Source organism: Streptomyces sp. (assembly GCF_031178505.1).
GTDB lineage: Bacteria > Actinomycetota > Actinomycetes > Streptomycetales > Streptomycetaceae > Streptomyces > Streptomyces gulbargensis.
In genome coordinates, this window is sequence record NZ_JAPSIW010000114.1 from 1 (window position 1) to 12,856 (window position 12,856).

The window sequence follows — 12,856 nt, forward strand, 5'->3', positions numbered from 1 at the left end:
CGATAAAACTCCCGACAGTCCCCCGGATGGCGGCTCACGGTCACCCGAATGCCACGCACCGGGGGGATCCGTGGAGGCGTTAACTGGTTATGACAGCAGCATTTCCTGAAAGCTTCATCTCCAGGCGTGTGAATGATCATTCCTGGGCGGACGACTCCGTTGTCATAGGTGACTTTCTGTTCCTTCCGGCTTCCTCGGCCGGAGGCGCCAACGGAAGGCTCAAGGGAGTCGGCGGAGTGATCGCCCTGACGTGGTCCGCCCCGGCTCTGGAGGAGTTGGTGGCCGCCATGGCTCAGCTCGAGCAGGAGTTCCTCAGTGCCTGGAGGGATGCCGGCCTGCCGACACTGGATCAAGAACGAACGGTGCAACACGATCATGCGTGAGTGGCATGCTGAAGAAGCACTGGACCCACGTTCGGGCTTCTACCGTGCGGTTGAGGATCAGCCGTGGGCTCGGTCTGCCGAGGACAAGACCATCCCCCAGAGGAACTTTCACGGGCCCCACCCGGCGAACCGCCTGATGGGCACCGAATGGGATCCGGCCGAAGAGCTCGCCTTTCTCCTCCAGGAGGCCATGCAGGCCGACCAGGCCCCCTCCCCGGCCTTCCTGCCGGACAGCGACGACTACACACACGACCGCACTCACCTGGAGAGACTCGCCGAGTTCACGACCGACCTGCCACCTGTACGTCCTGTCGGGGCAGGTCACCGCAAGTCCCGGCGCTCCATGCCGAGTTGGGGGCGACTAGTCAACTTCTCCATCGCGTCTCTCGGCGTCTTCCTGGTGTGCGGCGTCAACGTTCTCAGCGGCGTGATCGCGTACGGTCCTCTGCTGCGCATCGCTGAACCCCGAGCACCTGCCAGCCTGGCCGCGTGGTGGCCCTTTCTCATCTTCGGGCCCTGGCTTGTGGCTTCCCTGTCCATTTTGCGCGCCGCTTTTCATCAGCGCCGCGCCTCGAACTCCTGGTTCGTGGTCCTGTTCTTCTCTCTCGTGGCGATGTGGCTCTGTGTGGCGCAGGCCGACTGGACTTTTACCGACGTGGCAGCAGCCGCCTTGCCCACAGCCGCGTCACTGGCTTGCTTTCACCAGCTGGTCCGCTTCGTCACCCTCACCAAGCCGCCTCGCAATGCACGACGGCGCCGCCGCGCCACCCCATCCCTCCCATCCCCCCCAGGCACCGATCGCCGCCCATGAAGTCCCCGCCGCAACCGGGACGAAGTCGCCTGATGCGCATACCGAGGGCGAAGACGCCCACGGAAAAGCGGTGACCTCGTGACAGCAGCACCAACCGGTACGTGCGGCTCTCAGCGAGGAGGGGCGTCGCCCGACCAACTCGGCAAGTCTCCCAATTTCAAGATCCATCACGCAAGATCCGTCACCCGGTCGGATGGCAGCCACCAAAAAGTCGTCTTATCCGCCGGGAGTGAGCCCCTGTGCGCCCCCCTTCGAAAGGAGCCTTACCCGATGCATGTGTCCCTGTGGATTATCCTGGCATGCGCCTCAGCATGCTCGCTGGTATCCACATTCACCTCGTCCGCCCGGACGAGCATGCCCCGGATTGACACACGAGAATTGCGGCGCCGTCGGCATCTGATTCACGTGCTCGAAGCCAACGCACGCCTCGTACGTTGCACCAGCCTGGTTCCGCCGCACAGCGACGCCAACGACCCCCAGCCCTGAGAAGTCCTCATGTGGTTGAGCCGGTGGGCCGTGCGACGTGGTGGGGATCGCTGAGCGGCCGGCACCGGACGAACTGCGGGAGCTGTTCGAGCGAGGGCCGGGCGGGGGTCAGTCGGTCGTCTGCCGGGGTCTGAGGGTGATGGCCGAGGCGGGGCAGAGGCCGGCGGCGAGGCGGGCGGCCGGGTACCGGTCCGGTGCGGGGTGGGGGGTCAGGAGGAGGACCCGGCCCTCTTCGTCGTCCTGGTCGAAGACGGCGGGGGCGGTCAGGGCGCACATTCCGGAACCGACGCAGCGGTCGCGGTCGACCCGGACGGGGGCGGGGGCGGGGGCGCCCATGGGATCAGGCCTCGTTCCAGGTCACCGGGAGGCGGTGCACCCCGTAGATGTTCATGTCCGTGCGCAGGGGGATCTCGTCGGCCGGTACGGCCAGGCGCAGGTCCGGGAAGCGGGTGAACAGGGCGGGGAGGGCGATCGTCAGTTCCACCCGGGCGAGTTGCTGCCCGAGGCACTGGTGGATGCCGTGGCCGAAGGCGAGATGCCCGGTGGCCTTCCTGCGCAGGTCGAGCACGTCGGGGTCGGGGAACCGCAGCGGGTCCCGGTTGGCGGCGTCCAGGGTGAGGGTGACCGTCTCCCCCGCCCTGATCAGGTGGCCCTCCAGCTCGACGTCCTCCCGCGCGGACCGCACGCCGGTGGCGGCGACGCTGAGGTGGCGGAGCAGCTCCTCCACGGCCTGCGGGGCGAGGTCCGGGTCGGTGCGCAGGGCGTCGGCCTGGGCGGGGTGCGAGAGCAGCGCGAAGGTGCCGTGCGCGATCATGTTGGCGGTGGTGTCGAGTCCCGCCGCGAGCAGGAAGGCGCCGATGCCGACCAGTTCCTCGTCGCTGAGGTCGGAGTCGCGGGCGAGGTCGCCGAGCAGGTCGTCGGTGGGCTCGGCCCGCTGGGCGGTGACGAGCTCGCCCATGTACCGCTCGAGCCCCACCATGGCCGCGTACCGGTTCTCCGGTGTCTCCTCCGCCGACATGAGCGTGTGGGCGTGGCCCTGGAACCGCTCGCGGTCGGCGTACGGCACACCCAGCAGCTCGCAGATCACGAGGGCGGGTATGGGCTTGGCGTACGCGTCCACCAGGTCGGTGCCCGGGCCCCGGCGCTCCAGGGCGTCCAGGTGCTCGGCGACGATCTCCCGTACCCGGGCGCCCAGTTGGCGCATCCGCCGCACGGTGAACCTTCCCGCCAGGAGCCGTCGGTAGCGAGTGTGTTCGGGGGCGTCCATACCGGTCATGTCACCGACCGGGGCGGGGTCGAGCGGCCCCTCCGGGGCGCCGGGCAGGGGGTGGTGCATCAGTTCGTACCGTGAGCTGAACCGGGGGTCGCCGAGGACCGCGCGGACCGCGGCGTGTCCGGTGGCGAGCCAGCCGACGTGTCCGTCGGGGTACGTCATCCGGGTCAGCGGGCTCCGTTCACGGAGCGGGGCGAGGCCGGCGGGCGGGTCGAAGGGGCAGCCGGGGGCGCGCCGGGTCGGGAGTTCCGCCACGGGTTCGGTGGCCGGGGTGGCCGCGGGCCTGGTCCGGTGGGGCGTCGCTTCGTTCTGCATGGGGTCCTCCGTGGAGAGTGACGTGCCGGGAACTACGGGACGGGCCGGGGGGTCAGCGCTTCGCGGAGCGGCCGAAGGCGGAGCGTGACCAGAGGTAACCGACCGCGGTGAGGCCGGCGCACCAGGCGAGCGCCAGGTAGCCGCTGTTGCCGATGGGCGTGCCCATGAGCAGGCCGCGCAGCGTTTCGACGGCGGGTGTGAAGGGCTGGTACTCGGCGAACCAGCGCAGCGCGGTCGGCATCGAGTCGGTCGGTACGACGGCGCTGCCGAGGAAGGGCAGGAAGGTCAGCGGCAGGGGCGTGTTGCTGGCGGACTCGGGGGTCCTGGAGACGAGGCCGATGCCGGCCGACAGCCACGTGAGGCCCAGGGCGAGGAAGGCGAGGAGGCCGAACGCGGCGAGCCATTCGACGGCGGTGGCGTCGGGGCGGAAGCCGATGGCGAGGGCGACGCCGATGACCAGGGCGAGGGCGATCAGTGTCTGAACCACGCTGCCGGCGACGTGGCCGGTGAGGAAGGCGGCGCGGGAGAGTGACATGGTGCGGAAGCGGTTGACGATGCCCTCGGTCATGTCGACGCAGACGCCGACGGCCGTGGCCACCGATCCGGCGGTGGCGGTCATGAGGATGATGCCGGGCGCGAGGTAGTCGATGTAGGCGCCGTCTCCGCCCGGCGCCGCACCGATGCCGGCGCCGAGGGCGCCGCCGAAGGCGTAGGTGAACAGCAGCAGCATCATGACGGGCATGGCGACGACCGAGACCGTCATGGCCGGATAGCGCAGGGCGTGGGTGAGGTTGCGCCGGAGCATGGTCATCGAGTCGGCCGCGGCGTGGGCGAGGCTGCTCATCGGGTGGTCTCCTTCCGGGGGTCTGCCGCGCCGGGGGTGCGGCCGGCGCCGGTCAGGGTGAGGAACACGTCGTCGAGGTCGGGGGTGTGCACGGTCAGCGACTCGGGCCGGAGGCCGGCGCCGTCCAGGACGTCGAGCACGGCGCGCAGGGTCTCGACGCCGCCGTCGCCGGGGACGCGCAGGGTCAGTTCGTCGTCGTCCCTCGTGGCGACTCCGAAGTGGTGCGCCGCGGTGTCGAGTTGCCCCGGGCAGGAGAAGCGGAGGCGGATGTGGCCGCCGGGGACGAGCCGTTTGAGTTCGCCGGCGGTGCCTTCGGCGACCAGGCGTCCCCGGTCGAGGACGGCGATGCGGTCGGCGAGTTGGTCCGCCTCCTCCAGGTACTGGGTGGTCAGGAGGACGGTGACGCGCTGTTCGGTGACGAGGCCGCGGATGATCTCCCACATGGTGCGGCGGCTGCGCGGGTCGAGTCCGGTGGTCGGCTCGTCGAGGAAGATGACGCGCGGGTCGCCGACCAGGGTCATGGCGAGGTCGAGCTTGCGGCGCATGCCGCCGGAGAGGGTGGAGACCGGTTTCCGCGCGGCGGCGGTGAGTTCGAAGCGCTCCAGCAGATCGCCGGCGCGGCGGCGGCCCGCACGGCGCGGCAGGTGCTGGAGGTCCGCCATGAGGAGCAGGTTCTCCTCGGCGTTGAGGAGCTGGTCGACCGCCGCGAACTGGCCGGTGACACCGATCGCGGCGCGCACCCCGGCGGGGTCGCGCTCCAGGTCGTGTCCGGCGACGTGTGCCGTGCCGGCGTCGGGCCGGATGAGGGTGGAGAGGATCTCGACGGTGGTCGTCTTGCCGGCACCGTTGGGCCCGAGCAGGGCGAAGACCGATCCTTCGGCGATCCGCAGGTCGATGCCGTCGAGGACGACCTTGTCGCCGTACGACTTGCGCAGGCCGAGGGCGGAGATCGCCGGTGGCGTGGTGAGGGTGGCGGGCGCGGGTGTGGGCGTGGCGGGCATGCGGTCACGTCTCCTGGGGTGTGGACCCGGAGGCGACGCGGGCACGGGGGACCGCACGAGGGACCTCCGGAGGTACGCCGGGGCGGCGCACGCCCTCGCGGGGGTGTCGTGGAACGTGCGGTCTCTCGCATCGAGGTCGGCTCTCCGGGGTGTCGGTTCGGTGGGGGCGGGTGGGAGGAAGGGCGCCGGCGCCGTTGGTGGCCGGACGCGGGGGCGGTCCCCGGGGCGGCTCAGGCGCGGCGGATGACGATGTCGCCGACGCCGGTCCTGGCGTGGATCTCGACCGTCTCGTCGGAGGCGCCGGGGCCTTCGGCCGCGCCGAGGGTGTTGCGGACGGAGCCGAGCCGGGTGGTGACGTCCAGCCAGGCCGCGGTGGACTTCCGTACGCCGACCTCCACGTCGTCGGCGGCCGTCTGGAGCCGGACCACGCCCCGGGCCACGTCGTGGACGCGGATGGCGCCGTTGGCGGACCTGGCCTCGACCGAGGCGTGGGCGACGCCGATGGTGATGCGGCCGTTGGCGGCGCTCACCTTGAGGTCGCCGGTGATCTCGTCGACCGTGGTGTCCCCGTTGCCGTTCTTGACGGTGGCCGCGCCGGTGACCTCGCCGAGGTCGATCGGACCGGAACCGTGGATCTCCGCGTCTCCCGCCACGCGCTCGACGCGGACGGAGCCGTGGCCGGTGCGGAGGTTCGCGGGGCCCGTCTGCGCGAAGGAGATGTCACCGAGGGAGGTTCTGACGCGGCAGTCGCCGAGGGGCCCTTCGGCGGTGTAGTGCCCGATCGGGGAGGCGGCGCGGAGGCGGGAGCCGGCGGGCAGGTCGACGGTCAGGTCGATCGAACCGTGCTTGCCGAAGAGGGAGCGTTTTCTCGGGCCCTTCACGGTCAGGGTGCCGTTGGCGTACGTGACCTTGGTCTGCTCCGCGACCCGGACGTCGTTCTCGTCGTTGCTGTCGCTCGGCAGCACCCGCACGACCGTGTCCGCGCGCTCGGTCGCGGTGATCCGTACGGTGCCGACCTCGAAGTCGAAGTCCGCGGTGATGGCTCCGGGCGTGTCGTAAGAAGGCATGGCTGTCCCGTCCTCGTGGCTCTGGTGGTGTGCGCGGTGTGCGGGGCGGCCCGCGGGCCGGTGAACCGGCGGCCGGTCAGCGAGCCCAGCCCCGGTAGCTGTCACCCTCGACGCGGGGAGCGCGGGCGGGCGGTCCGGCGGGGCCCCCGCCCTGGTCCAGGGCGGCGGAGACGGCCCGGACGAGCCAGGCGTTGACCGACAGTCCTTCCTGGCCGGCGGCCTCCTCGGCGCGGGCCTTGAGGTGGGCGGGGAGGCGGAAGTTGATCCGGGCGGTACCACCGCCTTCCTCGCCCTCCCCCACCGTGGGCGCCGATGGCGCCACAGGTGGCACCACGGGCGCCATCCGCTGGTCGGGCTCTGCCCCGTGGGCTTCCGGCGCGGGCGGGACCGTCACCACGAACTCGGGGTCGAGCCCGCGCAGCCGTACGTCGACCGACCCCGGCGCCAGCTCGCGGGTGATTTCGTCCGAGGCGGCGGAGAGCGCGTTCAGCAAGGTCAGGCGGACCGCCGACTCCAGGGGAGTGGTCAGCCGCTCGGCCAGCTCGCGCGCCTCGTCCCCGCCGGCGCTCGCGGCGACGGCGAGCTCCCGGCGGAGGTGTTCGACGTAGGGGTTCAGGTCCATGACTTCATAGTGGCACCAGAATGGCGCCACCGCAACCCTCCATGGCGCCACGTGATGCCATGTGGTGCCATGGAGGTGCCACCCGCGCCCGTGAGCACGGCGCCGCCCGCCCCCGCTCCGTACACTGCCCCGCATGGCATGCCGCATCAGTGAACTGGTCCTCGACTGCGCCGACCCCGAGCGGCTCGCCGCCTTCTGGAGCGGGGTCCTCGGGTACGTGGAGCTCGACCGGGACGTGGACGGAGCCATCGAGATCGGGCCGCCCGGCGCGGGCCCCGCCGACGGGCGGCCCACCCTCGTCCTCAGCCCCAGCGGCGACCCGAAGGCCGCGAAGCTCCCCCTGCACATCGACGTCAGCCCCACCGACCGCGACCAGGACGCCGAACTGGAGCGCCTGCTCGCGCTCGGCGCACGGCCCGCCGACGTGGGCCAGACCGGCAGTGAGAGCTGGCACGTCCTGGCGGATCCCGAGGGGAACGAGTTCTGCCTCCTGCGCACTCGCGTCCAGCCCCTCTGACGAACGGGCCGCGTCACCGGTGCGCCCGGCGTCCCCCGGGCAGAATCGGGCGCATGGTGATCTCCGAGCGCGCGCTCAACCGCGCCACACTGGCCCGCCAGTTGCTCCTCGCGCGCGCCCCCGTCGGCACCACCGAGGCGGTCCGCCGCGTGGTGGCCCTGCAGGCCCAGCACCCGGGGTCCCCCTACCTCGCGCTCTGGAACCGGGTGGCGGGCTTCGACCCGGCCGGTTTCGACACGGACCTGGCCGGATTCCGTGTGGTGCGGTCGACGCTGATGCGGGTCACGCTGCACCTGGTGCACGCGGCGGATTACCGGGTCTTCCGGGAGGCGGTGGAGCCGACGCTGCGCGGCGCCCGGCTCGGCGACGCGCGGTTCACCGCCACCGGGCTGACGGCCGCGGACGCCGACGCCCTGCTGCCCGGCCTGCTGGCGTACGCGGAAGTCCCGCGTACCGGGGCCGAGTTGCGAGCCTGGACGGCGGAGGCGGTGGGCGCCGGGCGCCTGGGGGGTGCCCTGTCGATCAGGCCGGGTCAGGGAGCGGCGTCCGGCGCCGTGCGTCGCGAGTCGGAGGAGGGAGTCCATGCGGAGCATCGGCGACCGACGACAACGCGGCGAGGCGCGGCGCCAGGCGGCGCGAGCCCGGCAAGATCGGCGAGACACCCCCTCACCCCGGCGGCCTGGCGGATGCTGCGGCAGTACGCCCCGCTGTGGCACGCCCCCACCGGCCCGCCGTGGTCCTTCGGCACCGCGCAGTCCTTCGTGGCGGCGGCCGACAGGCCGGTCCTGGCCGATCCCGAAGCGGCGGCCGGGAGCCTCGCGGCCCTCGTGCTGCGCTACCTGGAGGGCTTCGGGCCCGCCTCCGTCGCGGACATCGGCCGGTTCGCGCTGGTCCAGCAGCACCGGGCGCGGGCCGCCGTGCGGGCGCTCGGCACGCGCCTGGAGCAGGTCCCGGGGCCCGCCGGGACGGTGCTGTACGACATCCCCGGCGCGCCCCGGCCGGACCCCGACACACCGGCCCCGCCGCGCCTGATGGCCATGTGGGACAGCGTCCTGCTGGCGTACGCCGACCGGGGCCGGGTGATCCCGCCCGCGTACCGCGGGCACGTCGTACGCGTGAACGGGGACGTGCTGCCGACGCTGCTGGTCGACGGGTACGTGGCCGGGGTCTGGCGGCCGGTGGACGGCGGGATCGAGGCGTCGGCGTTCCGTCCCCTGCCGGCGGACGCGTGGGAGGGGCTCGCGGCCGAGGCGGCGGCGCTGTCCGCCCTGCTCGCGGCGCGCGATCCCGGCGTCTACCGGAGGTACGACCACTGGTGGGCCAAGGGCCTTCCGGCGGTCGAGACCCGCCTGCTCGGCCGGGGGTGACTCCCGCGTGCCGGCGCACACGCCTCCCGGCCGACCGCCGAGCGGCCATTGCCAGTCGGCCGGAACGCACCTATCTTCGAGCCCACACCTACGGACCGGGATGCTCGTCAGTCCCGGGGCGGCCCCGACGCGCGGGCCGGACGGCGGGGAGCGCACCCTCGGCAGGACAGAGGACGAGGGGCGCTGGACGCCGGGCGTACGGGATATCCGTATCCGCGTACCCGCAGGAGCTGAGCAGCACATGAGCAAGCACGTCCTGGCGCAGAACCAGTACGGCAAGGCCGAGAACCGCATCGTGAAGATCACCCGCAGGGGTGAGGGCGGCGCCTGGCACGAGATCCGTGACCTGAACGTGTCGGTGGCGCTGCGCGGTGAGTACCGCGATGTCCATCTGACCGGTGACAACGCCAACTGTCTGCCGACCGACACCACCAAGAACACGGTCTACGCCTTCGCCAAGGAGCACGGCGTGGACTCCCCCGAGGCCTTCGGCATCCTCCTCGCCCAGCACTTCGTGCGCTCCCAGGCGGTCGTCCACGAGGCGCAGATCCGCGTCGAGGAGTTCGCCTGGGAGCGGATCCCGGTGGCGACGCGCAAGGAGCAGCACTCCTTCGTGCGCAAGGGCCAGGAGGTCCGCACCGCGCAGATCACCTACTCGCAGAACACGGGGCAGCTCCAGGTCGTCTCCGGCCTCAAGGACCTGACGGTGATGAACTCGACCAACTCCGAGTTCCACGGCTTCATCAAGGACGAGTACACGACGCTCCAGGAGGCGTACGACCGCATCCTCGCCACCAAGGTCACGGCCCGCTGGGCGAACTCGGCCTCGGCGGCGGTGGACGCCGGGCACGACTGGGACCGTTCGTACGAGAAGGTGCGCCGGCACCTGCTGGAGGCGTTCGCGGAGACGTACAGCTACTCGCTCCAGCAGACCTTGCACGCCATGGCCGACCGGGTCCTGGACCATGTCGCGACGGTCAACGAGGTGCGGCTCAACCTGCCGAACAAGCACCACTTCCTGGTGGACCTGGAGCCGTTCGGCCTGAAGAACGACGACGAGGTCTACTTCGCCGCCGACCGGATGTACGGCCTCATCGAGGGCACCGTCCACCGCGACGGCGTCCAGCCGGTGATCGCGACCAGCGACTGGATCACCGCCTGACCCACCCCGCGCACACGGCGCCCCCGGACCACCCGGCACACGCGGGGCACGTGACGGAGGCGGCGTGCCGGGTACTCCTCACGTCACCGCAGCCCGGCCGCCGCCCCGACTCCCAGCCATACGGCTCCGAGGCCGGCGGCCAGGCTGCCCGCCACGTTCAGGACGGCGAGGCGCCTCGCCCCGTCCTCGTACAGTTTCAGCGTCTCCCACGAGAAGGTCGAGTACGTGGTGAGGGCACCGCACAGGCCGGTGCCGAGCAGCAGTTGGGCGCGGGCCGTGGCGGTCCCGGCGACCAGGCCGAGGACGAACGAGCCCGCGACGTTGACCGCGAACGTGCCCCAGGGAAAGGCGGATCCGCAGCGGGCGCGGAGCGCGCGGTCGGTGAGGTACCGCAGCGGCGCGCCGACGGCGGCGCCGAGGACGACGGCCAGCCAGTTCACCGCGCCCTCCCCCGGGCCGCACGGGCCGCGGCGACGCCCGCCGCGACCGCGACGAGGGCGGTCAGCAGGGTTCCCCCCAGATAGAGCAGGCCGCGCGCGGGCTCCCCGCCGGCCAGGAGTCGCTGCGTGTCGAGCGCGTACGCGGAGAAGGTGGTGAAGCCCCCGCAGAACCCGGTGCCGAGGAACGGCCGGAGAAGCGGATTCGGCGACTCCATGACCTCGGTGACGAGGACCATCAGCACGCCGAGAGCGGCGCAGCCGGAGGCGTTGACGAGAAAGGTGGTCCAGGGGAAGGCACCGGCCGGCGTGGGCCAGGCGAGGGCCGCCCCGTAGCGCGCGGCGGCCCCGAGGGCGCCGCCGACCGCGACCGCCCCGACGACCGGAAACTGACCGCGCGACTGCATGTGGCCAGGTTACGGGGGTGGTGGCGGGCTGCCGACGCGAGGCCGCACGGGCGCGGTCGCCGGCCTGGGGCATTAACCGGCGGCCGGCCCGTGCGGCCTCGCTCTGCGATGGTCCGGCCACGGAGCGCGAGGGGTCAAAGGGGGCCGGGTGAGTCTGTCAGATCCCCGCGCGGGCTGTTCGGCCCGTTACCGGGGGCTGCGGGGGGCGGTGGTCCGGCCACCATCGGGGGCCCGATTCGGGTGCCGGGTCCACCTCGTCGGGAGGGGTGTCCCCGGGTGACCGTGGAGGGGCAGCGGGAGGGAGCTGCGAAACCTTCGGGCAGGAGTGTCGTGAGTACATCCGTCGCAACCAAGCGCAGGGGCGCCTCCGGGGCCGTTCCCCTGACCGGTCCCGGGCCGGGCGTCCGTACCGTCGGCGCGGCCCGCACCGGTGCCGGAGCCCGTTCGGCCTCGAACACCGGCTCCCGTACGGGGGCCTCCGCCGGCTCCCGGGCGCGTACCGCCGGCGCGGCCCGCGTGGGCGGCCGCACCGACGAGGACGTCTACGCCGAGCTGTGCAGCACGCTGTTCTCCGGCTTCGCGCGGCGCGACCAGCGCCTGAAGGCCGAGCAGTACCTGCACGGGCTGCTCACCGCGCAGGGCCGCAAGTCCATCCGGAACATCGCCGCCCAGATAGGCGGGCCGGCGGCCGAGCAGAGCCTCCACCACTTCATCTCCAGCTCCACCTGGGACTGGCAGCCCATGCGGGCCTCGCTCGCCCGCTTCCTGGAGCGGAGTGGCTGCCCGCAGGCCTGGGTGGTGCGGTCCATGCCGATTCCGAAGGCGGGGGAGCACTCCGTCGGCGTGGACCGGCGCTTCGACCCGGAGCGCGGTCAGGTCTTCCACGGTCAGCAGGCCTTCGGCGTGTGGTTCGCGAGCGACGAGCTGAGCGCGCCCGTCAACTGGCGTCTCTTCCTGCCCGATCCGTGGGTCAACGACCCGACGCGCCGTGACCGCGCGGAGGTTCCGCGGGAGGCGGGCGAGGAGACCCTGGAGGAGTGCGCGGTCGCCGCGGCGCTCGACACCGCCCGCTGGAGCGACGTCACCCGCAAACCGGTCCTCCTCGACGTCCGGGGCGGTGCGGGCCGGCCCGCGCTGAGCCGGCTGGCGGCGGCCGGGGTGCCGGTGGTGGCGCGGATCGGCGCCGGGTCGCGGCTCGCCATCGCGGACCGGTCGCTGCCCGGCTTCGGCGCGGGACCGCTGCCCGCCCAGCAGATCCTGGAGTCGCTGCGGGGGCTGCGCAGGCCGGTGAGCTGGGTGGACACGGTGGCCGGTACGCCGACCTCCCGCACCTCGCTGGCGACGGCGGTCCGGGTGGCGCTGCCGATGCCGGCCGGGGAGCGGATGCGGCCGCTGACGCTGCTGGGCGAGTGGGACGACCCGCGGCGCGGGCCGGCCCGGGTGTGGCTGAGCGATCTGACGAGTTCGCCGGTCGGGTCGCTGGTGCGGCTGACCAAGCTCGCGCGGCGGGTGGAGCGCGACTTCGCGGCGGTCGGCGAGGGGGCGGGGCTGCGGGACTTCGTGGGCCGCTCGTTCCGTGGCTGGCACCGGCACATCACCCTGGCGTCGGCGGCCCACGCGGCGAAGCTGCTCGCCCCGGAGGGCGACGCGGCGGCGTACGGGACGGCCACGGGTCCGGGAAGGGTGCCGGGGTTCGCCCCCGGACTGGCCGCGGGCTAGACCGGGCGGGTACGCATCCGGGCGAGGTGCCCGGGATCGCCCCAGGAACAGCCACGGGCTGGACCGGGTGGGTACGCATCCTGGGGCGGTGCCCCGGGCGGCGGACCGGTGGGGCGGACGCGCGGCCAGTCCGGGACGGCCGTGCCGTGGGCGCGGGCACCGGTCCCGGCGGGACGGGTGGGCCGAGCCGGTGGCGGAGCACCGTACGCCCGCTTCCGCCCTTCCCTCCCCCGTACTCGCCCGCGTCCTCCCTCGACCCGGGTCAGTCCGGCGGGCCGGCGGAAGCCGGTGCGGCCGGCGGGTGGCCCGTGGGGCGGGTGGGGTGGGTGGCGGCGCGGCGGCGGGCGAGGACCTCGCGGGTGCGCTGGAGCCGCAGGGCGAGCTGCACCTCCAGAACCTGGCCGGGCTTCTGCCATTCGGGGCCGAGGAGTTCACCGATCCGCTC

General features: G+C 72.9%; 15 protein-coding genes. 6 read left to right on the top strand and 9 right to left on the bottom strand.

The features are described 5' to 3' along the window. Positions 1-236 precede the first annotated feature (236 nt). Positions 237-383 (top strand): hypothetical protein, encoded by a 147-nt coding sequence (locus tag RIF68_RS11165; protein ID WP_309051019.1) that lies wholly within the window; start codon positions 237-239, stop codon positions 381-383. Next, a complete protein-coding gene (locus tag RIF68_RS11170; protein WP_309051020.1) occupies positions 376-1,194 on the top strand; it encodes a DUF2637 domain-containing protein in 819 nt (272 codons plus the stop codon). The genes RIF68_RS11165 and RIF68_RS11170 overlap by 8 nt, the downstream gene beginning before the upstream one ends. 594 nt (positions 1,195-1,788) lie before the next feature. Here the strand turns inward: RIF68_RS11170 and RIF68_RS11175 are convergent. The 6 genes from RIF68_RS11175 to RIF68_RS11200 all read right to left on the bottom strand — a co-directional run bounded on the left by RIF68_RS11175 (position 1,789) and on the right by RIF68_RS11200 (position 6,802). Further along, positions 1,789-2,016: a ferredoxin gene (locus tag RIF68_RS11175; RefSeq protein ID WP_309051021.1), complete on the bottom strand. Its 228-nt coding sequence runs from the start codon at positions 2,014-2,016 to the stop codon at positions 1,789-1,791. A 4-nt stretch (positions 2,017-2,020) separates the two neighbouring features. After that, the gene (locus RIF68_RS11180) at positions 2,021-3,268 is read right to left on the bottom strand and encodes a cytochrome P450 (protein ID WP_309051022.1); all 1,248 of its coding nucleotides are present in this window, start codon (positions 3,266-3,268) and stop codon (positions 2,021-2,023) included. Positions 3,269-3,320: 52 nt separating this feature from the next. Further along, entirely contained in the window at positions 3,321-4,112 is a 792-nt protein-coding gene (locus tag RIF68_RS11185; protein WP_309051023.1) for an ABC transporter permease, read from the bottom strand. After that, positions 4,109-5,113 (bottom strand): ATP-binding cassette domain-containing protein, encoded by a 1,005-nt coding sequence (locus RIF68_RS11190; protein WP_309051024.1) that lies wholly within the window; start codon positions 5,111-5,113, stop codon positions 4,109-4,111. The genes RIF68_RS11185 and RIF68_RS11190 overlap by 4 nt, the downstream gene beginning before the upstream one ends. A 230-nt stretch (positions 5,114-5,343) precedes the next feature. Beyond that, positions 5,344-6,180: a DUF4097 family beta strand repeat-containing protein gene (locus RIF68_RS11195; RefSeq protein ID WP_309051025.1), complete on the bottom strand. Its 837-nt coding sequence runs from the start codon at positions 6,178-6,180 to the stop codon at positions 5,344-5,346. Positions 6,181-6,256: 76 nt separating this feature from the next. Beyond that, complete coding sequence (locus tag RIF68_RS11200; RefSeq protein WP_309051026.1) at positions 6,257-6,802, bottom strand: hypothetical protein; 546 nt, start codon at positions 6,800-6,802, stop codon at positions 6,257-6,259. 133 nt (positions 6,803-6,935) lie between these two features. Here RIF68_RS11200 and RIF68_RS11205 point away from each other — a divergent pair, with 133 nt between their 5' ends. From RIF68_RS11205 to pucL, 3 genes are all read left to right on the top strand, one after another. Further along, positions 6,936-7,319, top strand: a complete 384-nt coding sequence (locus RIF68_RS11205; RefSeq protein ID WP_309051027.1) for a VOC family protein — start codon at positions 6,936-6,938, stop codon at positions 7,317-7,319. Between the two features lie 53 nt (positions 7,320-7,372). Further along, positions 7,373-8,686, top strand: a complete 1,314-nt coding sequence (locus RIF68_RS11210) for a winged helix DNA-binding domain-containing protein (RefSeq protein WP_309051028.1) — start codon at positions 7,373-7,375, stop codon at positions 8,684-8,686. Between the two features lie 241 nt (positions 8,687-8,927). Continuing rightward, on the top strand, positions 8,928-9,848 hold the full coding sequence (pucL, locus tag RIF68_RS11215; protein WP_309051029.1) for a factor-independent urate hydroxylase: 921 nt from the start codon (positions 8,928-8,930) through the stop codon (positions 9,846-9,848). 83 nt (positions 9,849-9,931) lie between these two features. Here the strand turns inward: pucL and crcB (RIF68_RS11220) are convergent, their stop codons facing one another. Both crcB (RIF68_RS11220) and crcB (RIF68_RS11225) read right to left on the bottom strand, forming a co-directional pair. Continuing rightward, the gene (gene crcB / locus RIF68_RS11220) at positions 9,932-10,288 is read right to left on the bottom strand and encodes a fluoride efflux transporter CrcB (RefSeq protein WP_309051030.1); all 357 of its coding nucleotides are present in this window, start codon (positions 10,286-10,288) and stop codon (positions 9,932-9,934) included. Next, positions 10,285-10,692, bottom strand: coding sequence for a fluoride efflux transporter CrcB (gene crcB / locus RIF68_RS11225; RefSeq protein ID WP_309051031.1), 408 nt, complete (start codon positions 10,690-10,692; stop codon positions 10,285-10,287). The genes crcB (RIF68_RS11220) and crcB (RIF68_RS11225) overlap by 4 nt, the downstream gene beginning before the upstream one ends. A gap of 330 nt (positions 10,693-11,022) precedes the next feature. Here crcB (RIF68_RS11225) and RIF68_RS11230 point away from each other — a divergent pair, with 330 nt between their 5' ends. After that, complete coding sequence (locus RIF68_RS11230; RefSeq protein WP_309051032.1) at positions 11,023-12,411, top strand: transposase; 1,389 nt, start codon at positions 11,023-11,025, stop codon at positions 12,409-12,411. A 262-nt stretch (positions 12,412-12,673) separates the two neighbouring features. On the opposite strand, the gene RIF68_RS11235 is transcribed toward RIF68_RS11230, so the two are convergent. Continuing rightward, a partial coding sequence (locus RIF68_RS11235) for a hypothetical protein (protein WP_309051033.1) occupies positions 12,674-12,856 on the bottom strand: 183 nt, incomplete at its 5' end.

Bases quoted from the DNA above. Each gene is read 5' to 3' on its own strand.
- RIF68_RS11170 (WP_309051020.1), top strand. From the start codon at position 376: ATGCGTGAGTGGCATGCTGAAGAAGCACTGGACCCACGTTCGGGCTTC.
- RIF68_RS11175 (WP_309051021.1), bottom strand. From the start codon at position 2,016: ATGGGCGCCCCCGCCCCCGCCCCCGTCCGGGTCGACCGCGACCGCTGC.
- RIF68_RS11180 (WP_309051022.1), bottom strand. From the start codon at position 3,268: ATGCAGAACGAAGCGACGCCCCACCGGACCAGGCCCGCGGCCACCCCG.
- RIF68_RS11185 (WP_309051023.1), bottom strand. From the start codon at position 4,112: ATGAGCAGCCTCGCCCACGCCGCGGCCGACTCGATGACCATGCTCCGG.
- RIF68_RS11190 (WP_309051024.1), bottom strand. From the start codon at position 5,113: ATGCCCGCCACGCCCACACCCGCGCCCGCCACCCTCACCACGCCACCG.
- RIF68_RS11195 (WP_309051025.1), bottom strand. From the start codon at position 6,180: ATGCCTTCTTACGACACGCCCGGAGCCATCACCGCGGACTTCGACTTC.
- RIF68_RS11200 (WP_309051026.1), bottom strand. From the start codon at position 6,802: ATGGACCTGAACCCCTACGTCGAACACCTCCGCCGGGAGCTCGCCGTC.
- RIF68_RS11205 (WP_309051027.1), top strand. From the start codon at position 6,936: ATGGCATGCCGCATCAGTGAACTGGTCCTCGACTGCGCCGACCCCGAG.
- RIF68_RS11210 (WP_309051028.1), top strand. From the start codon at position 7,373: ATGGTGATCTCCGAGCGCGCGCTCAACCGCGCCACACTGGCCCGCCAG.
- pucL (WP_309051029.1), top strand. From the start codon at position 8,928: ATGAGCAAGCACGTCCTGGCGCAGAACCAGTACGGCAAGGCCGAGAAC.
- crcB (WP_309051031.1), bottom strand. From the start codon at position 10,692: ATGCAGTCGCGCGGTCAGTTTCCGGTCGTCGGGGCGGTCGCGGTCGGC.